Annotated in this window: 21 protein-coding genes; 12 read left to right on the top strand and 9 right to left on the bottom strand. The window is 43.0% G+C overall.

Annotation, left to right across the window (positions count from 1 at the left end; genetic code table 11):
- Positions 1 to 167: 167 nt before the first annotated feature.
- From ilvC to GTU69_RS06750, 3 genes are all read right to left on the bottom strand, one after another.
- The gene (gene ilvC / locus GTU69_RS06760) at positions 168 to 1,184 is read right to left on the bottom strand and encodes a ketol-acid reductoisomerase (RefSeq protein ID WP_086195357.1); all 1,017 of its coding nucleotides are present in this window, start codon (positions 1,182 to 1,184) and stop codon (positions 168 to 170) included.
- 109 nt (positions 1,185 to 1,293) lie between these two features.
- Positions 1,294 to 1,785: an acetolactate synthase small subunit gene (ilvN, locus tag GTU69_RS06755; RefSeq protein ID WP_086195356.1), complete on the bottom strand. Its 492-nt coding sequence runs from the start codon at positions 1,783 to 1,785 to the stop codon at positions 1,294 to 1,296.
- A complete protein-coding gene (locus tag GTU69_RS06750) occupies positions 1,782 to 3,509 on the bottom strand; it encodes an acetolactate synthase 3 large subunit (protein ID WP_166169221.1) in 1,728 nt (575 codons plus the stop codon). The genes ilvN and GTU69_RS06750 overlap by 4 nt, the downstream gene beginning before the upstream one ends.
- Before the next feature lie 783 nt (positions 3,510 to 4,292).
- Here GTU69_RS06750 and GTU69_RS06745 point away from each other — a divergent pair.
- The 4 genes from GTU69_RS06745 to holA all read left to right on the top strand — a co-directional run bounded on the left by GTU69_RS06745 (position 4,293) and on the right by holA (position 9,634).
- The gene (locus GTU69_RS06745) at positions 4,293 to 4,616 is read left to right on the top strand and encodes a DUF4124 domain-containing protein (protein ID WP_166169219.1); all 324 of its coding nucleotides are present in this window, start codon (positions 4,293 to 4,295) and stop codon (positions 4,614 to 4,616) included.
- A gap of 625 nt (positions 4,617 to 5,241) precedes the next feature.
- Positions 5,242 to 7,863, top strand: a complete 2,622-nt coding sequence (leuS, locus tag GTU69_RS06740; protein ID WP_166169217.1) for a leucine--tRNA ligase — start codon at positions 5,242 to 5,244, stop codon at positions 7,861 to 7,863.
- Between the two features lie 218 nt (positions 7,864 to 8,081).
- Positions 8,082 to 8,618, top strand: a complete 537-nt coding sequence (gene lptE / locus GTU69_RS06735) for an LPS assembly lipoprotein LptE (protein WP_166169215.1) — start codon at positions 8,082 to 8,084, stop codon at positions 8,616 to 8,618.
- 17 nt (positions 8,619 to 8,635) lie between these two features.
- The gene (holA, locus tag GTU69_RS06730) at positions 8,636 to 9,634 is read left to right on the top strand and encodes a DNA polymerase III subunit delta (protein ID WP_166169213.1); all 999 of its coding nucleotides are present in this window, start codon (positions 8,636 to 8,638) and stop codon (positions 9,632 to 9,634) included.
- Here the strand turns inward: holA and GTU69_RS06725 are convergent.
- Complete coding sequence (locus tag GTU69_RS06725; RefSeq protein WP_166169211.1) at positions 9,631 to 10,080, bottom strand: bacteriohemerythrin; 450 nt, start codon at positions 10,078 to 10,080, stop codon at positions 9,631 to 9,633. The two genes, holA and GTU69_RS06725, sit on opposite strands and share 4 nt — an antisense overlap.
- A gap of 579 nt (positions 10,081 to 10,659) precedes the next feature.
- Between GTU69_RS06725 and GTU69_RS06720 the strand changes: the two genes are divergently transcribed.
- From GTU69_RS06720 to GTU69_RS06710, 3 genes are read left to right on the top strand one after another with little or no spacing between them, the layout of a single operon-like run.
- Positions 10,660 to 12,003 carry a MacA family efflux pump subunit gene (locus tag GTU69_RS06720; protein ID WP_166169209.1) on the top strand — a complete coding sequence of 448 codons (1,344 nt, stop codon included), beginning with the start codon at positions 10,660 to 10,662 and terminating at the stop codon, positions 12,001 to 12,003.
- Positions 12,004 to 12,005: 2 nt separating this feature from the next.
- On the top strand, positions 12,006 to 13,985 hold the full coding sequence (locus tag GTU69_RS06715; RefSeq protein WP_166169392.1) for a MacB family efflux pump subunit: 1,980 nt from the start codon (positions 12,006 to 12,008) through the stop codon (positions 13,983 to 13,985).
- Between the two features lie 11 nt (positions 13,986 to 13,996).
- Positions 13,997 to 15,400 carry an efflux transporter outer membrane subunit gene (locus GTU69_RS06710; RefSeq protein ID WP_166169207.1) on the top strand — a complete coding sequence of 468 codons (1,404 nt, stop codon included), beginning with the start codon at positions 13,997 to 13,999 and terminating at the stop codon, positions 15,398 to 15,400.
- A gap of 100 nt (positions 15,401 to 15,500) precedes the next feature.
- Here GTU69_RS06710 and GTU69_RS06705 read toward each other — a convergent pair whose 3' ends face one another.
- Complete coding sequence (locus GTU69_RS06705; protein WP_166169205.1) at positions 15,501 to 16,022, bottom strand: CHAP domain-containing protein; 522 nt, start codon at positions 16,020 to 16,022, stop codon at positions 15,501 to 15,503.
- Between the two features lie 641 nt (positions 16,023 to 16,663).
- On the opposite strand from GTU69_RS06705, the gene thyA reads away from it, so the two are divergent.
- The 5 genes from thyA to msrA all read left to right on the top strand — a co-directional run bounded on the left by thyA (position 16,664) and on the right by msrA (position 20,424).
- Positions 16,664 to 17,506 (top strand): thymidylate synthase, encoded by an 843-nt coding sequence (thyA, locus tag GTU69_RS06700; RefSeq protein ID WP_086195345.1) that lies wholly within the window; start codon positions 16,664 to 16,666, stop codon positions 17,504 to 17,506.
- 111 nt (positions 17,507 to 17,617) lie between these two features.
- Entirely contained in the window at positions 17,618 to 18,130 is a 513-nt protein-coding gene (locus GTU69_RS06695; RefSeq protein WP_166169203.1) for a dihydrofolate reductase, read from the top strand.
- 28 nt (positions 18,131 to 18,158) lie between these two features.
- Positions 18,159 to 19,232 (top strand): DUF4105 domain-containing protein, encoded by a 1,074-nt coding sequence (locus tag GTU69_RS06690; RefSeq protein WP_166169201.1) that lies wholly within the window; start codon positions 18,159 to 18,161, stop codon positions 19,230 to 19,232.
- 90 nt (positions 19,233 to 19,322) lie between these two features.
- Entirely contained in the window at positions 19,323 to 19,784 is a 462-nt protein-coding gene (locus GTU69_RS06685) for an META domain-containing protein (protein ID WP_166169199.1), read from the top strand.
- A gap of 115 nt (positions 19,785 to 19,899) precedes the next feature.
- A complete protein-coding gene (gene msrA / locus GTU69_RS06680) occupies positions 19,900 to 20,424 on the top strand; it encodes a peptide-methionine (S)-S-oxide reductase MsrA (RefSeq protein WP_166169197.1) in 525 nt (174 codons plus the stop codon).
- A 71-nt stretch (positions 20,425 to 20,495) separates the two neighbouring features.
- Here the strand turns inward: msrA and GTU69_RS06675 are convergent, their stop codons facing one another.
- The 4 genes from GTU69_RS06675 to purU all read right to left on the bottom strand — a co-directional run bounded on the left by GTU69_RS06675 (position 20,496) and on the right by purU (position 23,407).
- The gene (locus GTU69_RS06675; protein WP_166169195.1) at positions 20,496 to 20,900 is read right to left on the bottom strand and encodes a biopolymer transporter ExbD; all 405 of its coding nucleotides are present in this window, start codon (positions 20,898 to 20,900) and stop codon (positions 20,496 to 20,498) included.
- Positions 20,900 to 21,520, bottom strand: a complete 621-nt coding sequence (locus tag GTU69_RS06670; RefSeq protein ID WP_166169193.1) for a MotA/TolQ/ExbB proton channel family protein — start codon at positions 21,518 to 21,520, stop codon at positions 20,900 to 20,902. Before GTU69_RS06670 ends, GTU69_RS06675 begins: the two co-directional genes overlap by 1 nt.
- Positions 21,521 to 21,540: 20 nt before the next feature.
- Entirely contained in the window at positions 21,541 to 22,329 is a 789-nt protein-coding gene (locus GTU69_RS06665) for a TonB family protein (protein ID WP_166169191.1), read from the bottom strand.
- 211 nt (positions 22,330 to 22,540) lie between these two features.
- Positions 22,541 to 23,407, bottom strand: a complete 867-nt coding sequence (purU, locus tag GTU69_RS06660) for a formyltetrahydrofolate deformylase (RefSeq protein ID WP_166169189.1) — start codon at positions 23,405 to 23,407, stop codon at positions 22,541 to 22,543.
- Positions 23,408 to 23,463 lie beyond the last annotated feature (56 nt).

Below are 23,463 nucleotides of genomic sequence, written 5' to 3'. Positions count from 1 at the left end.
AAATTATGTCTACTCTATCACACTTAAAATTACATTTGATCTATCCTCAGCCGCTGTGTTTTGTTGCGAATTATTAATAGACTGATCTTCATCAAAAAACTAAAAATACTTTAGACAATAAAAAACCCTTGTATCAACAAGGGTTTTTTAAAGATTAAACTAAAAAATTAGTTCTTCTCTTTGTCAACGATTTTGTTCGCTTGAATCCAAGGCATCATTGCACGTAACTTGTTACCTGTTACTTCGATACCATGAGCAGCGTTTTGACGACGACGAGCAGTCATAGATGGGTAGTTCAACGCACCTTCCTGGATGAACATTTTCGCATATTCACCAGATTGGATACGTTTAAGCGCATTACGCATTGCTTCACGAGACTGTTCGTTGATTACTTCAACACCAGTTACGTATTCGCCATATTCAGCATTGTTCGATACTGAATAGTTCATGTCCGCGATACCGCCTTCAAACATCAAGTCAACGATCAATTTAAGTTCGTGTAGACATTCAAAGTAAGCCATTTCAGGCGCATAACCCGCTTCAACCAAAGTTTCGAAGCCCATTTTAACCAGTTCAACAGCACCACCACAAAGAACCGCTTGCTCACCGAATAGGTCAGTCTCAGTTTCTTCGCGGAATGAAGTTTCAATGATACCCGTACGGCCGCCACCTACGCCTGAAGCGTAAGAAAGTGCTACATTACGCGCGTTACCAGAAGCGTCTTGGTGAATCGCGATTAAATCAGGAACACCTGAACCACGTTGGAATTCAGAACGTACAGTGTGACCTGGTGCTTTAGGCGCAATCATGATTACGTCTAAGTCAGCACGTGGCACAACTTGGTTGTAAAGAACAGAGAAACCGTGAGCAAATGCTAGAGTCGCGCCTTGTTTGATGTTTGGCTCGATCACGTCACGGTAAAGTTGAGATTGGAACTCATCTGGAGTCAAAATCATGACTAAGTCAGCTTGAGCAACAGCAGCAGGAACTTCTGAAACTTTAAGACCAGCATTTTCAGCTTTTTTCCAAGAAGTCGAACCAGCACGTAAACCTACAGTTACGTCAACGCCAGAGTCTTTAAGGTTAAGCGCATGCGCGTGACCTTGTGAACCATAACCAATGATCGCTACTTTCTTAGATTGGATGATCGATAAGTCTGCGTCTTTATCGTAAAAAATTTGCATTGCTGTCTCCGCTTAAATGCTTATGTTTTCTTTTATCCAGGTCAATGATGTTATTGGTATTCATTGACTTGGATCCTCATCTCCACGATGAGTAGAATGTGTTAAAAAATTAGACTGTTAAAACTTTTTCGCCACGTGCGATGCCAGATACACCTGAACGCACCACTTCAAGAATGGTATTTTCTGCAAGCGCATCAATGAAACCGTCAAGCTTTTCAGTTGTACCGGCAATCTGAATGGTATAAGTCGTCGGGGTTACATCCACAATTTGTGCACGGAAAATGTCAGCAGTACGCTTGATTTCTGCACGTGCCGATCCAAGTGATTTCACTTTAATCAGCATCAGTTCGCGCTCGATATGCGCACCCTCAGACAAATCAACCACTTTCACCACTTCAACCAGTTTATTCAGCTGTTTAGTGATTTGTTCAATTTTATGATCATCACCATACGTGGTCAGCGTCAAACGCGACATGGTTGGGTCTTCGGTTGGTGCAACATTCAAAGTCTCAATGTTATAACCACGTTGAGAGAACAATCCCACCAGACGTGAAAGTGCACCCGCTTCGTTTTCTACGAGAACAGAGATGATATGTCTCATTGAGTGCGCTCCCCTTTTCCTAACCACATATCTTGCATCGACTGACCCGCAACCAGCATTGGATATACATGCTCGCTACGGTCAACCATAACGTTAATAAATACGCATTTATCGTTGATGGCCATGGCTTCTTCAAGCTTGGATTCAAGTTCATCAGCATGGTTAATCTGGATGCCTACGTGACCATAAGCTTCCATCAACTTGGCAAAGTCAGGCAATGATTCAACATAAGAGCTTGAATGACGACCTTCGTAGTTCATATCCTGCCACTGTTTCACCATACCCAAGGCACGGTTGTTGAGGCAAAGAATTTTCACATTTAGGCCATATTGCTTACATGTTGATAATTCCTGGATACACATCTGAATCGATGCTTCACCGGTAATACATACCACTTGCTGATCCGGGAATGCCAATTTCGCAGCCATGGCATAAGGCAAACCTACACCCATGGTTCCCAAACCACCTGAGTTAATCCATTGACGTGGACGCGTGTATTTATAATACAACGCACCAAACATCTGATGCTGACCCACGTCAGAAGTAATAATCGCCTGGCTATTGGTAATTTTATCTAAAGCAGCAACAACTTGTTGTGGCTTCATCGTGCCATCAGTTGGGGCTACAATTTTTAAGCCGTGTGCTGCACGCCATTCATCAATTTGCTTCCACCATGCTGCAATATCTTCAGGGTTCGGTTTTGAAACATTCATTTGTTTCAACTGTACCAGCATCTCTTGAAGTACCGGCTCTACCGCACCCACAATTGGAATGTGCGCCATGATGGTTTTAGAAATGGTTGCCGGATCAATATCAATATGAATCACTTTGGCATTTGGACAGAATTTTGCCGGATTATTGGTCACACGGTCATCAAAACGCGCACCTACACACAGGATCAGGTCTGCATTGTGCATGGTCATGTTGGCTTCATAAGTACCATGCATACCCAACATACCGATAAATTGAGGGTCATTGCCCGGAAATGCACCCAAGCCCATCAAAGTATTGGTTACCGGATAGCCCAATAAATGAGCCAATTCAGTCAATAATGCTGAGGCATTACCCTGTACCACACCACCGCCAGTATAAATCACTGGACGTTTAGCACTGATCAATTCGTCAATTGCTTTACGGATCTGGCCTGAATGACCACGATGTGGTGGCTGATACGAACGCATCTTCACTTTTTCAGGATATTCGTAAGCAAATTTTTCTGCAGGATTAGTGGCATCTTTAGGAATATCGACAACCACAGGACCCGGACGACCTGAAGAAGCAATATAGAATGCTTTTTTAATAATCGCAGGAATTTCGCTGGCATGACGCACTTGGAAACTGTGTTTTACGATTGGACGAGAAATACCGACCATATCGGTTTCCTGGAACGCATCCTCACCGATAAGATGGCTTGCAACCTGACCAGACAAAATCACCATTGGGATTGAGTCCATATAAGCCGTTGCAATTGGCGTTACGGTATTTGTCGCGCCTGGACCTGATGTGACAAGTACCACACCAGTTTTACCTGTTACACGCGAATAAGCATCGGCCATATGACCGGCAGCCTGTTCATGACGTACAAGGTAATGATTAATTTTGTCTTGTTGAAAGAGCGCATCGTAAATATGCAGTACTGCGCCGCCTGGATATCCAAAAACATGTTCAACGCCTTCGTCCGCCAATGCGCGAACAAGCATTTCACCACCAGATAAAAGTTCCAACGTGATTCACCCTAATCTTTTTTCACGCACAAATGGAGGGCATTTGTGGTGATTCATTCATTCACTGTGTGCTCTGTTATAGCACACAAATTTCATAGTTTTCATAGCAATAAGAAAAAAATCTGACCTGGTCGCTGTTTGAGCAATATGAGGTCTAAAACATGTTGGGATAAACATATTTTGTTGGCTTTGTTCAGCTTCTCGGCTAGAGAAGAAGTCCATTGCTAAAAGGCTCTTATTCGAAGGGTGATCGATCTAAGGCATATAAAACTAAAGCAGCATTTTTGTGGTTTCGAGTATTAAAGTCAAGTTTAAAAATTAGCTTTTTATAGCTTAATTTTAAATTATTCATTTTTTATGCATTAGTTTTGTCTTTAGCAGTGCACACCATAATAAAAAAAAATTAACTTTTTTATATTTTTCAAATAATTAAAAAATATTTTCATAAAAAATAAATATAAAAATTATAATAAAATGGAATGAATATTTATTTTATTAAAAAATGTTTTTATTAATTCAAATGTATTTCTTACACTTTGATTTTGTATCTGGATATATTTTTGTATTCAGATTCACAACACCGTAACGAATCAAGGAGTATCTTTCTAATTAAATGAAGATCAAATAGTACGATTGCCTAATCATTCATTTATCTGCATTTTGGGGCAGTTTATCTTTTTTCTCTGCAAAACGATCAAGATCATATAAAATACTGAAGCAATCAGGAGTTCTATTTACCCAACACTCTATCCAACTGATTATGACAATAAGGACTTGATTATTATGGCATCATCTTTCATCAAAATTGCATTCATGGCTGCATGCCTGAGCTTCAGTCTAAGCTCAACCACGAGTTTTGCCAAAGAATATTACAAATGGGTGGATGCCAAAGGGTCTACGCACTACACCACCACCCCACCACCAAAATCGGCAAAAAAGAAAGGTAAAGTGGAGACTTATGGCACGACACATTCTGCTAGTCCTGCGACTCAAGAAAATAATGCTTCGAAAGAGTCCAAGAATACTGTTCAAGAAAATAAGCCAGTTAATCCTACAATTCCTGTAATTCCAGAAGGCAGCATTCCTGCAACACCTAAAGTCCAATAATATTATATTGTGCCCAGGAGTGATTACGAACCGGTAATCACTCTAGATAATCTAAAAAACTATAAAGATGAAAAGAGCGATAACAAAACCCTATATTCACCTTAGAAAAAGGGTCGCAAATGCTTAAGCCTTATTCGCTGTAATGAATAGATGAGTACTTCTGCTTGTTGATGCTGCGAATAATATTGCCCCCTCATATTATTTTTCCCCATCCAGGCATGCTGAAGATTTTTATAAAGGATTGGATACCAAGGATTCAACGCATACTGGCAAAGCATCTCCGCCGAAACATGCATAGAGACCAGACTTATATCAACCTTTCAACACAAAACTGAACAAGCTGAAAAAGTAGTAGCATTGTCCAGACAACATATAAGAAAGATCCTTATGCAAGCATGTTTGGTGCGATCACATAACAAGAAATCCACGCATCAATAAAAGCAGCTTATTTATAAAACAAAGAGAAACTTGCGAATTCAAAAACATTAGATCATTAAATGATATGTTTAAAAGTTCCATTTCTGGTGCTCAGGAAGATAAAATCCTGATTTGAAAACTGACATTGCATCGCATTTTGCGCTATGCTGTGGGCTAAATTTTTTAACCGTTCTCTTGTATTACGTATATGACTACTCACATTGACTCTGAATACCAAGCCAGTGCGATTGAGCCTCAAGTCCAACAGGATTGGGAATCTCGCAAAGCCTTTAAAGTTGCCGACACTGTAGAAGGTCCACGTCGTTATATCCTCTCGATGTTCCCTTACCCAAGTGGCAAACTGCATATGGGTCATGTGCGTAACTATACGATTGGTGACGTAATCAGCCGTTTCCACCGTCTAAAAGGTGAAACCGTGCTGCAACCTATGGGTTGGGATGCATTCGGTCTACCTGCTGAAAACGCGGCGATTGCCCATCAGGTTGCACCTGCAAAATGGACCTTTGAAAATATCGATTACATGCGTAATCAGTTGAAAAAACTCGGTCTGTCGATTGACTGGGATCGCGAATTTGCAACATGTACACCAGAATACTACCGCTGGGAACAATGGTTATTCGTTCAGCTGTATAAAAAAGGTCTGATCTACCGTAAGCTTTCAACAGTCAACTGGGATCCTGTAGACCAGACTGTTTTGGCAAACGAACAGGTTGAAAATGGTCGTGGTTGGCGTTCAGGTGCATTGGTTGAAAAACGCGATATTCCAATGTACTACTTCCGCATCACAGACTATGCGCAAGAATTACTGGACGATTTAGAAACTTTAAAAGACGGTTGGCCACAACAAGTTTTGACCATGCAACGCAACTGGATTGGTCGCTCACAAGGGATGGAAATCACCTTCCCTTCAGCGAATCCTGAAGTGTATGCAGATGGTTTAACTGTATTTACCACTCGTGCCGACACTTTAATGGGCGTGACTTATGTTGCTGTTGCAGCAGAACACCCTATGGCACTAAAAGCAGCTGAAACTAACCCTGAATTACAAGCATTCATCGAAGAATGCCGTATGGGTTCTGTAGCAGAGGCCGATCTTGCCACTGCCGAGAAGAAAGGCATGGCAACCGGTCTTTCTGTGAAGCACCCTGTAACGGGTGAAGAAGTTCCGGTTTGGATCGCGAACTACGTACTCATGTCTTACGGTTCAGGTGCGGTGATGGCGGTTCCATCACACGATGAACGCGACTTCGAATTTGCCAACAAATATAGCTTAACCATCAAGCAAGTGATTGATGCCAAAGGCGCTGATGATGCTGACTTTGATGCAACTCAATGGCAAGAATGGTACGGCTCTAAAGAAGGTAAACTGGTTAATTCAGGCGAATTTGACGGTTTAGACTTCCAGGGTGCATTTGATGCCTTCCTTGCAAAACTTGAGCCGCAAGGTCTTGCCAACGTTAAAGTTCAATTCCGTCTACGTGACTGGGGTGTGTCTCGTCAGCGTTATTGGGGTTGTCCAATTCCAATGATTAACTGTGACACCTGTGGTCAAGTGCCCGTACCAGAAGATCAACTTCCTGTGGTACTGCCAACGGATGTGGTTCCAGACGGTTCAGGTAACCCATTGAACAAAATGCCTGAGTTCTACGAGACTAAATGTCCTTGCTGTGGTGGCGACGCACGTCGTGAAACAGATACATTAGATACATTCGTAGAATCATCTTGGTACTATGCACGTTATGCATCTCCAGACTTTACAGATGGCATGGTCAAACCTGAAGCAGGTCAAACCTGGCTGCCTGTGAATCAATACATCGGTGGTGTTGAACACGCGATTTTGCACTTGCTCTATGCACGCTTCTTCCACAAATTGATGCGTGATGAAGGCGTGGTACAAGGTAACGAACCATTCACGAATTTGTTAACACAAGGTATGGTGCTTGCGGATACTTACTACCGTGAAGCTGAATCAGGCAAGAAAACCTGGTTTAACCCTGCGGATATCGAGCTGGAAAAAGATGAAAAAGGTCGTGTGCTTTCTGCAAAATACACTGGTGATGGTCAAGAAGTCGTGGTTGGCGGTCAGGAAAAAATGTCGAAATCGAAAAACAACGGTATCGACCCGCAAGCAATTATTGACCAATACGGCGCAGATACTGCACGTGTGTTCATGATGTTCGCTGCTCCACCAGATCAATCACTTGAATGGTCGGATGCCGGTGTTGAAGGCGCAAACCGCTTCCTGAAACGTGTATGGCGTTTAGCAACGGGCTTCCTTGAACAAGGTAACAACGCTTCAAACATCGACAAAGCTGCGCTTTCTACTGCTGCACAAGACTTGCGTCGTAAAACCCATGAAACCATCCAGAAAGTGGGTGATGACATTGAACGTCGTCATGCCTTCAACACTGCCATTGCAGCGATGATGGAATTGTTAAATGCAAACAACAAGTTCGAAGCGAAAGATGACAACGATGTTGCGGTTGCACGTGAATCCATCACCACACTTCTGACTTTATTGGCTCCATTTGCGCCACACTTAAGCCAGACTTTATTGGCTCAGTTTGGTATTGAATTAACAACTGCTGCGTTCCCTGCTGTAGATAAATCTGCATTAACACGTAATACGCAAACGATTGTGGTTCAAATCAACGGGAAACTTCGTGGCAAGCTCGAAGTGTCTGTGGATGCATCTAAAGATGACATCTTGGCACAAGCCAAAGCATTGCCTGAAGTACAACAATTCTTGACCGGTCCAACCAAGAAAGAAATTGTGGTGCCGAATAAGTTAGTGAACTTGGTGGTTTAAGAATCCTTATAGCTCCTTCTCTTGCGCCATATATGGCTCAGGGAGAAGGTTGGGATGAGGGTATCTCCCTAACCCTCTCCTGAAAGGAGAGGGAAAAATAAGGAATAAAACAATTCCCAAACAAAGCCCGTTGTCAATCAACGGGCTTTGCACATACAATCACTACATATTTTTCGATCTTCCTTTTTTGCTTTGAAGAACAATACAGAGGACAACGCATGCATTTGGGCAAACGTTTAGCAGCAATTGTTTTAACTTGTGGTCTAAGTGCAGGCTTAGTGGGCTGTGGCTTTCATTTAAAAGGGACCAACCCGACAACTGCTCCTGTGGCTTATTCTAAAATGAAATTGGCACTGCCGGATAATGCAGGACAATTACATGAAAAACTTGCAATTTATTTGGGTGCAACAGGTATTCAGCTGAGCAATAGTCCCGATGCTTATGTGTTGCGTGTACTGGATTACACCCCACAGCGTCATGAATTGAATGGCAAACTGGTGGAAACCCTATTGCGCTTAACCGTGACTTTCCGTATTGAAGATGCACAAGGTAATCCGGTTACTGAACCGCGTGCCATCATAGCTTCACGCAGCTATCAATATGATGTGGCTACGGTAAACACGGATGATCAGGAACAGAAGTACCTCAATCAAGTGATTGTTGATGATGTGGCACAGCAAATTGTGCGTCAGATTTCATCCAATCGTTTACCCAAAGTCGTGACCAAACCAGCGGTTTCTACGACCCAACCTTAAATATAGAAAATAGCGCTATGAAACTTGACTATCCCCAAGCACTCAAACGTGTTGATGAAGCTCGCGGTGCCTGGATTATGTATGGTCAGGAACCTCTGCTCGAACAAAATTTACTTGATGCTTTCCGGCAAAGTTGGCAAAAACAGGAAATTGAACGTCAGCGTTATGATATTGGCAATGTCAGTGACTGGAAAAATGTCTTTAACGCTTTAAACAGCCTGTCCTTGTTTTCCACACAACTGGCTGTTGAAGTACATGGCAATATCAAGCCCGATGCCAATGGCATCAAGCAACTGAAAAGCTATATCCAGCATAATGAACAAAACCTGCTATTGGTGGTAATGCCGAAACAGGACAGCAGCAGCCTAAAATCCAGTTTTTTTCAGGTGGTGGATGCCAATGGCGTGACAGTGTCACTTGCGGCCAATTATCCGCAAGACCGGCAACGGATTTTAAGTATTGAGGCCGAAAAGCTGGGCATTAAACTGGCCCCTGATGCTTGGGCCTGGCTGGAACAGCACCACGAGCACAATCTGCTGGCTGCAAAAAACAGCCTCATGCGCGTCAGCGATACTTTTGCCGATGTAGAGATCATCCAGATTGAGCATTTGTATTCATGTCTACAAGATCAGTCGCGCTACACCACTTATGATTTAAATGATGCCCTGCTTGCAGGCAATCTGGCTCAGGCAATTAAAATTTTCCAGTATTTAATTGCCTCGGGTGAACCGATGAGCCTGATCTTGTGGAGCATCAGCAAAGAAATGCGATTACTGATGCAACTTTTTGAACAGCCACACAATGCCTTACAGTTGGGCATCTGGAAAAATAAAGTTAGCCAATATCAACAAGCCTTAAGACGGCTCAATCCGAACTGTTTCCTGACTTGGCCATCCCTATTGTTACGCATTGATGCTTCAATAAAAGGTTTAGGCAAAGAAAACCCCGAACATCTGGTTCTGCAAGCAATTAGCAGCATGTGTGGTCAAACCTTATTTTTATCGCCAAGCGCCTAACTAAAGAAACGTGAAAACCAGCTTTTGCCTTTTTTCTCTTCTTGTTTACGTAGATAGCTCAACATATTGTCTCGCACTGCATCGACATAATCCTGATCATCATGCTGAATATGGTTGATCAGCCACTTGGACAGCAGACGATACAAGTCTTTTTCAATGGATTCACCTTTTTCAAATTTCAGGCGGTAATCATTCAGACGTTTTACAAATAAGTCATGGATACCACGATGTGATGGTAAGTATTGATAACTGACTTGTTCCAGCAAATTTTCTTCAAAGCTAAAATGCGACTGGGTGTAGTCAATTAAATCCTCCAAAACCTCTTTAATTTTATCGCGCTGCCCCGTGTTTTTCACCTGCTCCAACGCATTAATATAATCCAAGATCTGACGATGCTGATTATCAATCACATCAATCCCAATATTATAGGTTTCATTCCATTCCATCACTTACCCCTTACAAATTTTCATATTAAAGTTATGATCTTTTTCGCATAATTATGGGGATTAATGCTCTTATTATTAAACCCATAATTATTTTATGGATTTAATACTACAAACTTTTTTTATTTAAATCTAGAGATAAAACAAAGATTTTTTAAATTATGTCTACCAGTTTGAAATTCAGGAGAGTGAAGGTAAAAAGAAATCAACATCTTCAGCACGAAAAAGCTATTTAAATAAAAATCATTAAATAAATCCATTATCATTCGACTAAAATCGAATGCATCTTGATACCACGGATTCAGTGAACGACATTCCACTTTCTCAGCAGCATTTTGAAAAACTCAAGCATCAGGCTAAAAACCATCTTTTAGAAAATTGATGGAATCGAAATTTAATAAAATTTCTCTCCTCTATTCATTCATGCTAAAAGTTTTGTTAAAAAGAAATCAACTCTCTGTTTAGTAAATTTTCAAGAGAACTTCAAAAAGAAAATAATTCTCATTTGTTTTTAAAAAGTTCACGTTTTATCCTTATTTAGCTTTTATAATTGCTGCAATTTTCCTCATTTATCAGCTCACTATGCCAAAAATAAAACCGTCTAAAATAGTTGTCGCCATAGTCAGTATTCTTGTTATTGCGGTCACCGCCTGGTTCTTTTTAAAACCAAAAGAACAAGCGCCGCAATACATTAGCAGTGAAGTCACGCGTGGCGATATTGAAGACTCTGTACTTGCAACCGGTGTACTTGAAGCCACCAAAATGGTCAGCGTCGGGGCGCAGGTTTCAGGTCAGGTGAAAAAAATGTATGTGCAATTGGGTGACCAGGTGAAACAGGGTCAGCTGATTGCGCAAATTGATTCGATTCGTCAGGAAAATGACCTGAAAACGGCTGAAGCAAGCATTAAAAACCAGCAGGCTCAACTGGCAGTCAAACAGGCAAACTTGGCTAAAGTCCAAGCGGAATATCAACGCCAGCAAGCCATGTATGCGCAAGATGCAACTTCTCGTGCAGAACTTGAGGCTGCATTGGCCAGCTATAAAACTGCCCAAGCGGAAATTTTGGCCATTAATGCCCAGATTGAACAGTCACGCTTAACCCTGGCAACAGCGAAAGAAGACTTGGGCTACACCCGGATTGTTGCACCTATGGATGGCACCATCGTGGCAATTGTGACTGAAGAAGGTCAAACCGTTAACGCCAATCAAAGTGCACCGACCATTGTCAAACTGGCCAAGCTCGACAACATGACGATTAAAGCTGAAATTTCGGAAGCTGATGTGATGAAAGTTGAAGAAGGTCAAACCGTATATTTCACCACCTTGGGCAATAGCGATAAAAAACATTATGCCAAACTACGCCAGGTAGAACCGGCACCGAACTCTATCAATACAGAAAGCAATAACTCATCCACTTCATCATCAAACACGGCTGTGTATTACAACGCCCTGTTTGATGTACCCAATGAAGATGGCAAACTGCGTATTGATATGACTGCGCAAGTGTATATAGTCCTGGCTGAAGCAAAGAATGTGTTAACCATCCCAGCAGCAGCCTTACAAAGTTCAAATCGCCCTCAAGGCAAACGTGCTGATCGTAATGCAGACCAGGTAAAACAACAAAATCAGACTGATCATGATCAAGCTAAAACTGACAGTCCCAAACGCTTGCAACTGTCTGCGAAAGAAAAATCACTGATTGAACAAGGCAAGGCTTCCATGTCGATGGTCCGTGTAGTGCAGGCTGACGGTACTGCAAAACCGCAACCTGTCTTGGTCGGCCTGAACAACCGTGTCACTGCTCAAGTGATTAAAGGCTTGAAACAAGGTGACCAAGTCGTAATTGCAGATGCTTCCGATACCTCAAATGATGCTGCCAAACGCAGTAACCGTGTAGGTGGTGGTGCCGGTCCAGTGAGAATGTAATGATGAGTCAAGATCAACAGCCTTTGCTCAAGGTCACAGACCTGACTCGTGAATTCCCCGCTGGGGAAAGCACCATTCAGATTTTAAAGGGCATTAATCTTGAGATTTACCCGGGAGAACTGGTCGCCATTGTCGGACAGTCCGGTTCGGGCAAATCCACCCTGATGAATATTTTGGGATGTCTGGATCAACCAACCTCAGGTAGCTATCAGGTCAAAGGGCGTGAAACACGTCAATTGGAAGCAGATGAACTGGCACAATTGCGCCGGGAATATTTCGGTTTTATTTTCCAGCGTTATCACCTGTTGGGCGATTTAAGCGCGGCAGCTAACGTAGAAGTTCCGGCCATTTATGCAGGTGTCGATGCCTCTGCCCGTCAGCAACGTTCAACCCAGCTGCTTTCGGACCTGGGATTGGCTGAAAAGACCCAAAACCGCCCCAGTCAACTTTCCGGTGGCCAGCAGCAGCGTGTTTCCATCGCACGTGCCTTGATGAACGGCGGTGACGTGATTCTGGCCGATGAACCGACCGGTGCACTGGATAAAAATAGTGGTATTGAGGTGATGCGTATTTTGCGCGAGCTGAATGCCAAAGGTCATACCATCATCCTCGTTACCCACGATCATAACGTGGCTAAAAATGCCTCGCGTATTATTGAAATTAGTGACGGTAACATTATTTCAGATAAACCGAATGTGCCTGAAGTTACCGCAGATGAGGTTTTGGAAAAACAGATCTTAGAACAAACTGCACAGAAAAAAACATCTTCTTGGCGCTCTGCGGCGGACCGGCTAGGCGAAGCTTTCCACATGGCCTTACTGGCCATGAACGCCCACCGTATGCGGACCTTCCTGACCATGCTTGGGATCATTATCGGGATTGCATCGGTGGTATCTGTAGTCGCACTGGGCAATGGTTCACAAAAAAAGATTCTGGAAAATATCAGTAGCCTCGGCACCAATACCATTACCGTCTATCAAGGCCGTGGATTTGGGGATAACTCCAAAACTTCCCAGGCTAAAACCCTGGTTCCTGCCGATGCTGATGCCTTGGCCGAACAGCCCTATGTCGATGGGGTCAGTCCTTCAGTTAATAGCAGCGTCACTGCCCGTTTTAAAGATACCGAAGCTTCTGCCACAGTGAATGGTGTCAGTGAAGACTTTTTCTATGTTAGAGGGATGAACTTTGCCTCAGGACAGCCTTTTGACAAAGAAGGCGTGACTGAACGTGCTCAGGACGTGGTGATTGATGACAATACCCAAAAGACGTTTTTTGATGGTACCGATCCTGTCGGTCAGGTCATTCTGTTGGGCAGTGTTCCCAGTCGTATTATTGGCGTAGTTGAAGCACAAAAATCGATGATGGGTAATTCAGACAGCCTGAATGTTTACCTACCCTACTCCACAGTAATGAGCCGTATGTTAGGACAGGCGAATGTACGTAGCATCATTGTCCGGGTCAAAGACGAATACCCAAGTGCGGCAGCTGAAAATGCCATTTTAAATTTATTGGTACAACGTCACGGCGCACAGGATGTGTTTACCCAGAATGCAGACAGTATCCGTGAAACCATTCAGCAAACCACGCAAACCATGACCTTGTTGGTGTCTGCAATTGCAGTAATTTCCTTGATTGTCGGCGGTATTGGGGTCATGAACATCATGCTGGTCTCTGTAACTGAACGCACTCAGGAAATTGGCGTGCGTATGGCCGTCGGTGCACGGCAAAGTGACATCTTACAGCAGTTCCTGATTGAGGCGGTACTGGTCTGTATTTTAGGCGGAATCTTGGGGGTGCTTTTATCTTTAGGCATTGGACAGCTGTTTAGCCATTTTGCTGGCGATACCTTCCAGATGGCCTATTCCACCACCTCGATCGTGGCTGCTTTTGTCTGTTCCAGCATGATCGGGATTATCTTCGGCTTTATCCCTGCCCGTAATGCCGCACAGCTCAATCCTGTCGATGCACTTTCTCGCGAATAAGGATACCTAGAATGCAAATGAATTTTACCAAACTTATTGCTAGCCTTATTTTAACTGGCTCACTGGTTGGTTGTGCCGCGGTGGTAAAAACACCGTACGAACAGCCTGCCGTGAATATTCCAGGCAGCTTCCAGAATAGCAAAGCACTCAGTCAGCAGGTGCATGCCGATGTCTATGCCGATCAATGGTGGACCTTATTTGGCGATGCGCAGCTGAACCAGCTGGTCAATCAGGTTTTAACCAGCAATAGCGATCTAGTGGTTGCCGGCATTAATTTGCAGCAGGCACGTTTACAGGCCGGTTTGGCGAAAAACCAGCAAGGTCCTCGGGTCAACTCCAGTGTTTCCGCTGGACATACCGTTGATCTGAATTCCGGTGATGATGCTTCACGTGGCCTGTCTTTAAGTGGCAGCGTGAGTTATGAAATGGACCTGTTCGGAAAGCTGGCTCGTCAAACCGAAGCCAGCAGATGGGAAGCTTTAGCGACTGAACAGGACTTGCAAGCTACCGCACAAAGCCTGATTGCCACTACGGCAAATTTATACTGGCAGTTGGGTTACTTAAATGAACGCTATCAAATTGCCGGACAAAACCTGGCCAGTACGCAAAAAATCTTTGAGCTGGTGCGCAGCCAATATCGTGCCGGCGCGGTTTCCGGTCTGGACTTAACCTCAGCGGAACAATCGGTGCAAAGCCAAAAAGCGACCTTAAGTCAGATTGAACAGCAGAAAGTCGAAACCCGAACAGCATTAGCAGCGTTGATGCATCAACCTATACAGCAGCTCAATATTGCCGAACCGCAACGTTTACCGCGTATTACCCTACCGGCTATTTCTGCAGGTTTGCCAGCAGAGCTGTTGTCACGTCGTCCGGATTTACAAGCCAGTGAACTGCGTTTACGCAAGGCACTTGCCACTAAAGATGCCACCAAAGCCAGTTATTATCCTTCCATTAACCTGACCGGAAACCTGGGCTCTTCCAGCACATCTTTAACCAGTCTCTTGCAAAATCCGGTATTAACTTTGGGTGCCAATCTCAGCCTGCCTTTCCTGCAATATAACGACATGAAAAAAGATCTGGCGATCAGTAACCTAGATTATGAAAAAGCGATTGTCCAGTACCGTCAAAACCTGTATCAGGCCTTTGCAGATGTAGAAAATGTCCTGTCTGCCCGTACCGAATTAAACAAACAGGTGGCTCTGCAAGAGCGCAATGTACAGCTTGCAGAGAAAACCGAGCGTCTAACTGAAGTACGTTACCGCAATGGTGCCATTGCCTTGAAAAACCTGCTCGATGCGCAGGAAACCACACGTAATGCCCGTTTGTCTTTGGTTCAAACCAAACAGAGCCAATACAATGCATATGTCACCTTGATGCAGGCTTTAGGCGGCAGTCCAGTCAAACCGTTGCCTTAAGTTAAAAGTGAAATAAAAAAGATGCCATTTGGGCATCTTTTTTATTTCAGAAAAATTTCTGAGAAAATGTTCTGTTTGGCTATTTTTAACTTTTTAAAAATTAAAAACTCGGGCGGTAATATTTATAGGTCAGGCCTTTTTCATTATAAACATCATAACTTCTTTGCTTAAAGTCAGATACCCATTGCTTGCCGTTAAATCCTGCAATATGTCCATACACATGCTTGCCGGTTCGATCAATAATATAAATATCACCTTCTTTCGGGGCATCGAACTTAGGATTAATTTCTCGATAACCAATTTTCATCAAGGTATTTCCCCAGTCTGCCGCAGCGACGGGATGACTTTGAAATCTTGCACCCGCCGACTCCAAAGCAAGTCTGATACTTTTGGCACATTTTTGTGAACTGCTGGTTGAAGAAACGGACTGCAAGAAATCGGTGAATTTACTGATATCAATTCGCTGGCCATTCTTTGCAAGCACATTCTTTTTAGCTATGGCCTGCCCAGTCTGAAATTCTGAAGATTTTTTCGAATTTTTACCCGATTGGGAACGAATTATGATGTTTGCCTGAACAGGAGCATGAACTTCACTCATGTTTACATTATGATCATAAACCATTCTTTACCAAACACTCCTAAGCCTGACACTACCGGCTTTTCACTCATTTCGACGGCAAGATGGTAACCCCTAAAATGTGATTTTTCATATAACAAATGTAATTAAATATAAATAAATTACCGATAAGTGAGTTAACTGACTATTTTTTGTAGTTTTTTATCATCCAATACTGCTGATAAATTTATTTTATCCTCACTCCATCCACATTGCGCTGTCATTGAAATCCGGATTTTCAATTGATAAATTGCTGGGATTGAACAGAATAAATACACCATCTGGCATTTAGCAGATCGTGTATTGCTTTCTCCACACATGCTTTACTTCATTTAAGTGATGAACCCATGTTTTTATTCTTAGCTATTGGCAGACCTATCAGATTTTTTATCAAGCCCGGGAAAAATACATTCAATAAAATGTAATCCATTTTCCTTACCCTTATAATTTTTAATTAAACACCGCCAAGATTAGGCCTTAGGATTTATACCACTTTGCAAACACCAACAAAAAACATATAAATCATTTATTTATAAAAATTATCACCATAATTTAAACTTGCTTTCCCCCTCAATGGATACAGTTTCCTCACCTGTAAAAAAAGGCTAATATGTGCCACAAGAAATTCACAATATTATGAGAGAGACATGCGTCAATATTTAGACCTTTTACAACACATCCTTGACAACGGTGGCGACAAAGGCGACCGCACAGGTACAGGTACGCGTTCAGTATTCGGTCACCAAATGCGCTTTGATCTTTCTCAAGGTTTTCCTTTATTGACCACTAAAAAAGTACACTTCCGTTCCATCGTGATTGAACTGTTGTGGTTTCTCAAAGGCGATACCAACGTTAAATATCTGCAAGACAATAAAGTCACGATTTGGGATGAATGGGCTACTGCAGAACAAACGGCGCGTTTTGGCCGTCCTGAAGGTGAATTGGGGCCGGTTTATGGTCATCAGTGGCGTAATTTTGGCGCAACCAAAAAAGAAAATGGTTTATATGAACAGGATGGTTTTGACCAGATCACATGGCTGATCAACGAAATTAAAACCAATCCCAATTCACGCCGTTTAATTGTGTCAGGCTGGAATCCGAAAGAAGCGGGAACGGTTGCCCTGCCACCTTGCCATACCCTGTTCCAGTTTTTTGTACAGGACGGCAAGCTATCCTGCCAGTTGTATCAGCGTAGTGCCGACGTGTTTCTAGGCGTTCCATTTAATATCGCCAGCTATGCCCTGCTCACACACATGATTGCGCAAGTTTGCGGTTTAGGTGTAGGCGACTTTGTCTGGACCGGTGGCGACACGCACTTATATGTGAACCATTTTGAACAGGCTCAATTACAACTTAGCCGTGAACCTTTGCCGCTTTGCCAATTGAAACTGAATCCAGAAATTAAAGATATCTTCGCGTTTAAATTTGAAGATATTGAAATTGTCGGCTATGAATCGCATCCCGGCATTAAAGCACCAGTAGCGGTTTAATTTTTTCTCATTCATCATTCCACCTAAACTCCTAACCCCCCTAAATCCCTCCTTTAAAAGGGGGGATTTGAATAAAAAAATCCGGGAATATAATCAGATAAGGCGAACTTTATGACCTTCCAAAATTTAGAAGTGGTGCATGTTGTGGCCATGGATCAACAGCGCTGCATTGGCAAAAATAATAACCTGCCTTGGCACATTTCAGCTGACCTCAAACACTTTAAGGAAATCACCCAAGGTGGTGTGGTGGTCATGGGACGCAAGACCTTAGAGTCTATGGGCCGCACTTTGCCAAGACGGGTCAACTGGGTCATTACCCGTGACAGCAACTGGTCATTTGAAGGCACCAAAGTAGCCTACTCGATTGAAGATGCCTTGGCTCAAGCCGTTACTGATGTTAAAGCATCAGAAAAACCTGAATCAATCTTTGTGATTGGCGGCGGTGAAATCTTTAAACAGACCATGAACATTGCCGACCGTTTAGAGCTGACCCATGTTGAACTGGACGTTCAAGGCGATGCCTACTATCCGGAAATTCCAGCTGAATTTAAAAAGGTCGCCTCAGAACAACATATTGACGACAAAACCGGGATTGCTTTTGAGTTCGCAACTTACAGAAAATAAAGGCAATAATTATAGATAACAGTCAAATATGCATAATACTGGAACAAGAGAATTCCTTCTTGCCTTGGGCATGGTGCTACTCCACACTGCGTTCGGTCTGTTCGTTATTATGTCCTCTATTTGGCTGTGTCTGGCCTTATGGTTTCAGCAACCCTTTGGCGGCTTAGTCACCCGTGTACTGATCGGCATCTGGATCGCCTTTGCCTTAAGCATACTCAGTATTTATATCACCCAATATGTTTTGAACCGTCAGACTGATGTTCTGATCTATGTTCTGTTCTTTCTTGTCGGCTTATCCTGGTATTTTGGTTTGCAAGCCAGACAGGATCGTGAGTGGAATCCGGAAGTTGCCCAAATACTGTCTTATGAGCAACAGGATAATCTGGTTACACTGCACAATGTGCGTCATTTTAACTGGCATGCGGATGGCAGTTATGATGAACGTTGGGAAACCCGGCAGTTTGATTTAAACCAGATTAACGGTGTAAATATCATTACATCGTACTGGATGGGACCACGCATTGCCCATACGCTGGTCAGTTTCGATTTTGCCAACAGCCCGCCGCTGACCTTTTCAATTGAAATTCGCAAACAGAAAAATGAAGAATTTTCCACGTATGGCGGTTTCTTCAGAAAATACGAACTCAGTCTGATCGCAGCAGATGAAAAGGATCTGATTTATACCCGCAGCAATATTCGTGGCGAACAGGTCTATTTTTTTCCAATTAATATGCCAAAAAGTGAAATACGTGCCCTGTTTGAAGAATATCTGCATAAAGCCAATGAATTAAAACATCAGCCCAAATGGTATAACAGCCTAACCAGTAACTGCACCACTCTGGTATTTGACATGGTACAGGCAATATCTAAAAGACCTTTCCCTGCAGATTACCGCCTACTGGCTTCAGGATATTTACCCAATTACCTCTATGATTTGAATGCCATTTCCCATGACTTAAGCATGAAACAGTGGTATGAGATTGCCTACATTAACCCGCGCGTCAGCCAGTTAAAGAATATCTCCAGCACACAATACTCACGTCTGATTCGTCAGGGCATCCCTGCAACGATAACAGACGAATCAGCTGAATTTCAAAATTAAAAATATAAAAAACATCCATTTAATCCTAGTGAAAAGCCTGTTTTTTTGTTTATATAGACTCCAAGTTAAACCAAAAATGAGAACTCCAATATGTTAAAAAAAATATTTGCTATTGGCATACTGGGCACTGCTATTGCTTTGACAGGTTGTGAAACCACACCAAGTGCATCTGCTACCATTGAAACTGCCAATTTAGTGCAACTGCAAAACCGTAGCTGGATTGCCACCCATATTGGCAATACAGCAATCAAAACAGCACCGACTGCACACAATATTCCAAGTTTACAATTTGATGCCATAACTAAACGTATCAGCGGTGCTGATGGTTGCAATCGTATTATGGGCAGCTATGCAGCGGGTCGGGATACCCTGGTGCTCAGTCAAATGGCAGGGACTAAAATGGCCTGTCAGGACAATAACAATCCGTCTGAACAATTTAATGCAGCCTTGGCTAAAGTAGCCCACTATCAGGTTTTCGGGAAAACGCTTAAATTGCTTGATCGCTACGGCAACGTGCTGCTGCAATTTACCAGTCCGGTACAACCACGTTAAACTGCTCAAATAAAAGCCTGAAAGCTCAGGCTTTTGTGTTTAAAATGTTTCAATACATTTTAGCTTCATAGAAAGCCTCTATATTAAAAACAATAAGCAAATACAGGATCAAACTATGCAACAGGCCTTATTCGGTGGTGGATGCTTCTGGTGTGTCGAAACCGTTTTTTTACAGTTAAAAGGTGTGGAAAAAGTGGTCAGTGGTTATGCTGGTGGCCATACTGAACATCCCAGTTATGATGATATTTGCCGTGGCGATACCAACCATGCCGAAGTCATCCTGATTGATTATGATGAAACGCAAATAAGCTTCGCTCAGCTGTTAGATGTCTTTTTTACCACGCATGATCCAACGACCTTAAACCGTCAAGGTAATGACATCGGCACTCAATATCGTTCTGTGATTTATTATTTTAATGATGAACAGCAACAGCAGGCACAACACACAATTGATGCCCTGAAAGCAGAAGGTCTCAATATTGTGACTGAGCTAAGCCCTGCACCGCAATTCTACCCTGCCGAAGACTATCACCAGAATTTCTTTGCCCGCAATCCTGCGCAAGGCTATTGCAATTTCACCATCCCTCCGAAATTAATGAAATTGCGCAGCAAGTTTCAGGACCTGCTGAAACCGGAATAAGCGACTGTGTAGAAAATTCTAGCCATAAAAAAAGCGACCTTATTAAAGGTCGCTTTTTTTTAAGGATCAAATTAGTTATCAGTCGCAAAGGCAATATCGCTGAGCCCGGCTTCGCTCGCACGAGACATCACTTGTGCAACCGTATCATAACGTGATTCTTTATCTGCTTTCAAAATAATGGTTGGCTGACGCTGTTCCTGACCTGCTTGGTTAAATTTCATCTGCAATTCATCAAGCGTGAGCACCTTGCCATTCCAGGCAACCTCTCCACTGGCATTAATACTGATGGTGACGTTTTTAGGCGGCAAATCCGTAATATCTGCTGTTGTTTTAGGTAAGGTTAATGGAATTGACGGGTTAGCAACGGTTGCTGTCACCAGGAAGATGATCATCAATACCAACATAATATCGATCAGTGGAATGAGGTTCATCTCATTCATACCTACATCGTTGTCTTCGCCCAATTGAAAGCCCATTAAGCCTGACCTCCCACCAGATTGTTTGTTGCTGCTTTAGTTTCTACCTGAGCTGCACTGTCCTGTTGCAACATGGTATCAATCAACAAACTGTGTGCCTGATCTTGTAACTCGTGTGACAAACTTCGATTGGCACGGGTACACATGTTATAAGCCAGTACTGCAGGAATCGCGACAGCCAAACCCAGACCGGTCATAATCAAGGCTTCACCAACAGGTGTCGCCACTTGAGCTAAGCCTGCCTGCCCACTCTTACCTACTGCAACCAGCGCGTGGAAAATACCCCAAACCGTACCAAACAAACCTACAAACGGTGCCAGTGAAGCAATGGTACCCAAAACTGCCACACCTTTTTCAGCATTGGATTTTTCAGCTGAAATTTGACGCAACAAGGCCTGTTCAGCGACCGCTTTACGTTGTTCAAAATTCAAAGCTGAAAATTTTGCTTTTAACTTGCTTAACGCTTGAGAAAGTTGAGCATAAGCTTGTTGTTTCAGTTGGCGAGTCCCCATTATACGTAAAATGAAGATGGTCCATGTCGCAATCGACATTGCCAATAACACGAAATACAGGGTTTTACTCACTGCATCAGCATGTTGCCAATAAACTGAAAAGTTCATACTCGAACTCCTAATAAATGTTAGCCGCGTGGATTCAAGGTCAATAGTAATGGGAGGTTAGCCTTGATTGGATAAGCCACACCATTTTCTTTGTACGGTTTGAATTTGGAACTACGCACAGAGCGTAAAATCTTTTCATCTAAAGCAGGAACACCGGTCGAACGTACCATGCGCACCGAGGTAATCACCCCTTTTTCATTCGCTTCAATATACACTATGGCATTCCGCGTTTGACCTTCCAAATCGCTATTGCTATAGGATGGTTTTGGCGAACGGCTCCATTGCACGCCTGAACCACCAATCACAACATTTTTTGGTGATGGCGGTGCAGGAGGCGCAACCGGTGCAGGCGGTGTAACTGGCGCTGGTGGAGGTGTCACCGGAACCGGTTTCACCACTTTGGTTTCAGAAATTGTGGTCGTTACTGTCGGTTTGGATGGTACTTCCACCGGTTTGATCACGGGTTTCGGTGTTTCTGCTTTTTTAACTTGTTGAACCTTTTCTACCTTTTTCGGTGGGGGTGGAAGCTGTTTTTTTACAATTTCAACTTGTTTTACTTCTTTTGGTTTTGGAGGTTCCTTTTTCGGTTCCGCTTTAGGCTTCGGTGGTAGCGGTTTTACTGGCTCTTGAATTTTTACAAAACGCACCTTTAACGGTTCTTTTTCAATCGGTTTCAGTTCCGGAGTTTTCATGTGCCCTACCGCCCACAACACGCCCATGTGACCCACCACCACCGCAAGCAAGGCAGTGATCATTTTCTTTTTCATTGGATTGGGAGTTTGCATCTTTAGAGCGGAGGATTGACTCATTAAAATCAGTTACCTAATTTAAGCGATTGTAGATCTATAAAGATTTCAGCAATCAGGCTCATCGGTTAGTACAATTAAAGCATGTCAATAATAAATGAGAAGTGTTTTCATTTGCAACTATTAAATCGTAAGTTTTGATGAGTTTTTTGAATCAAAAATAAGAAAGGCATACTTAAAGTACGCCTTTCTTTAAAAATTAGTCAATGTTGTTTTATTGGAAGACTACGGTTTTATTGCCATCGACAATAATACGGTCTTCCAGATGCCATTTCACTGCACGGGCCAAAACATTTCGTTCCACATCTTGTCCAAGTTCACGCAGCTGATCAACGGTGAAATCATGATTCACGCGTTCCACATCCTGTTCAATGATCGGACCCTGATCGAGGTCAGCAGTCACATAATGCGCTGTTGCACCAATCAGTTTCACCCCTTTATCATAGGCCTGTTTATACGGGTTCGCACCAACAAAGGCTGGCAAGAAAGAATGGTGGATGTTGATGATTTTCATTTCCCACTTTTGCACGAATTCTTCATCCAGAATTTGCATATAACGTGCAAGAATCAGTAAATCGTTGCCCTGCATGATTTCATCAATTTTGGCATAGGCTTCACGTTTATTTTCTTTATTCACCGGCACCACTTCAAATGGAATACCAAAGTTTTCTACCGCTTCACGCAAGGTGTCATGGTTTGAAACCACTTTGGTAATTTCACATGGTAAACCGCCACGCGCATGACGCCATAACAGCTCAAGCAAAGCATGATCTACTTTAGAAACCAGAATCCCGACTTTTTTCACATCACTGACCAGTGCCAGACGCCAGTGCATGTCATAGCGTTCCGCTACATTGGTGGCAAAAGTCTGGGTTAAACTTTCTTTACGGCTTTGCAAATTTTCCAGTTCAAATTCAACACGCATGAAATAACGTCCGCCCTGAGCTTCAGTCGCGTATTGATCAAGTGCGGTAATATTTGCTCCCTGATGATACAAAAAGCTCGAAACAGCTTGCACGATCCCTGGTTTATCTTCACAAGTAATCAGTAAACGTGCCGTGTTAGCAGTGGACATATTCATGTTGGTTAATATCACTAATCAGTTAAATTGAAAAACAAGCCGAGTATTCTAACGCT

This window comes from Acinetobacter sp. SA01 (assembly GCF_011319235.1).
Classification (GTDB): domain Bacteria; phylum Pseudomonadota; class Gammaproteobacteria; order Pseudomonadales; family Moraxellaceae; genus Acinetobacter.
The sequence above is the reverse complement of the archived record's forward strand: the minus strand, read 5'-3'. Positions and strand labels throughout refer to the sequence as shown.

Coding starts and splice junctions, on each gene's coding strand:
- GTU69_RS06675 (WP_166169195.1), bottom strand. CDS start 20,900: ATGGGCTTTCAATTGGGCGAAGACAACGATGTAGGTATGAATGAGATG.
- GTU69_RS06695 (WP_166169203.1), top strand. CDS start 17,618: ATGACCTTCCAAAATTTAGAAGTGGTGCATGTTGTGGCCATGGATCAA.
- GTU69_RS06670 (WP_166169193.1), bottom strand. CDS start 21,520: ATGAACTTTTCAGTTTATTGGCAACATGCTGATGCAGTGAGTAAAACC.
- ilvN (WP_086195356.1), bottom strand. CDS start 1,785: ATGAGACATATCATCTCTGTTCTCGTAGAAAACGAAGCGGGTGCACTT.
- GTU69_RS06745 (WP_166169219.1), top strand. CDS start 4,293: ATGGCATCATCTTTCATCAAAATTGCATTCATGGCTGCATGCCTGAGC.
- GTU69_RS06720 (WP_166169209.1), top strand. CDS start 10,660: ATGCCAAAAATAAAACCGTCTAAAATAGTTGTCGCCATAGTCAGTATT.
- GTU69_RS06715 (WP_166169392.1), top strand. CDS start 12,006: ATGAGTCAAGATCAACAGCCTTTGCTCAAGGTCACAGACCTGACTCGT.
- GTU69_RS06705 (WP_166169205.1), bottom strand. CDS start 16,022: ATGGTTTATGATCATAATGTAAACATGAGTGAAGTTCATGCTCCTGTT.
- leuS (WP_166169217.1), top strand. CDS start 5,242: ATGACTACTCACATTGACTCTGAATACCAAGCCAGTGCGATTGAGCCT.
- ilvC (WP_086195357.1), bottom strand. CDS start 1,184: ATGCAAATTTTTTACGATAAAGACGCAGACTTATCGATCATCCAATCT.
- GTU69_RS06665 (WP_166169191.1), bottom strand. CDS start 22,329: ATGAGTCAATCCTCCGCTCTAAAGATGCAAACTCCCAATCCAATGAAA.
- lptE (WP_166169215.1), top strand. CDS start 8,082: ATGCATTTGGGCAAACGTTTAGCAGCAATTGTTTTAACTTGTGGTCTA.
- GTU69_RS06685 (WP_166169199.1), top strand. CDS start 19,323: ATGTTAAAAAAAATATTTGCTATTGGCATACTGGGCACTGCTATTGCT.
- GTU69_RS06710 (WP_166169207.1), top strand. CDS start 13,997: ATGCAAATGAATTTTACCAAACTTATTGCTAGCCTTATTTTAACTGGC.
- GTU69_RS06725 (WP_166169211.1), bottom strand. CDS start 10,080: ATGGAATGGAATGAAACCTATAATATTGGGATTGATGTGATTGATAAT.
- msrA (WP_166169197.1), top strand. CDS start 19,900: ATGCAACAGGCCTTATTCGGTGGTGGATGCTTCTGGTGTGTCGAAACC.
- purU (WP_166169189.1), bottom strand. CDS start 23,407: ATGAATATGTCCACTGCTAACACGGCACGTTTACTGATTACTTGTGAA.
- holA (WP_166169213.1), top strand. CDS start 8,636: ATGAAACTTGACTATCCCCAAGCACTCAAACGTGTTGATGAAGCTCGC.
- thyA (WP_086195345.1), top strand. CDS start 16,664: ATGCGTCAATATTTAGACCTTTTACAACACATCCTTGACAACGGTGGC.
- GTU69_RS06690 (WP_166169201.1), top strand. CDS start 18,159: ATGCATAATACTGGAACAAGAGAATTCCTTCTTGCCTTGGGCATGGTG.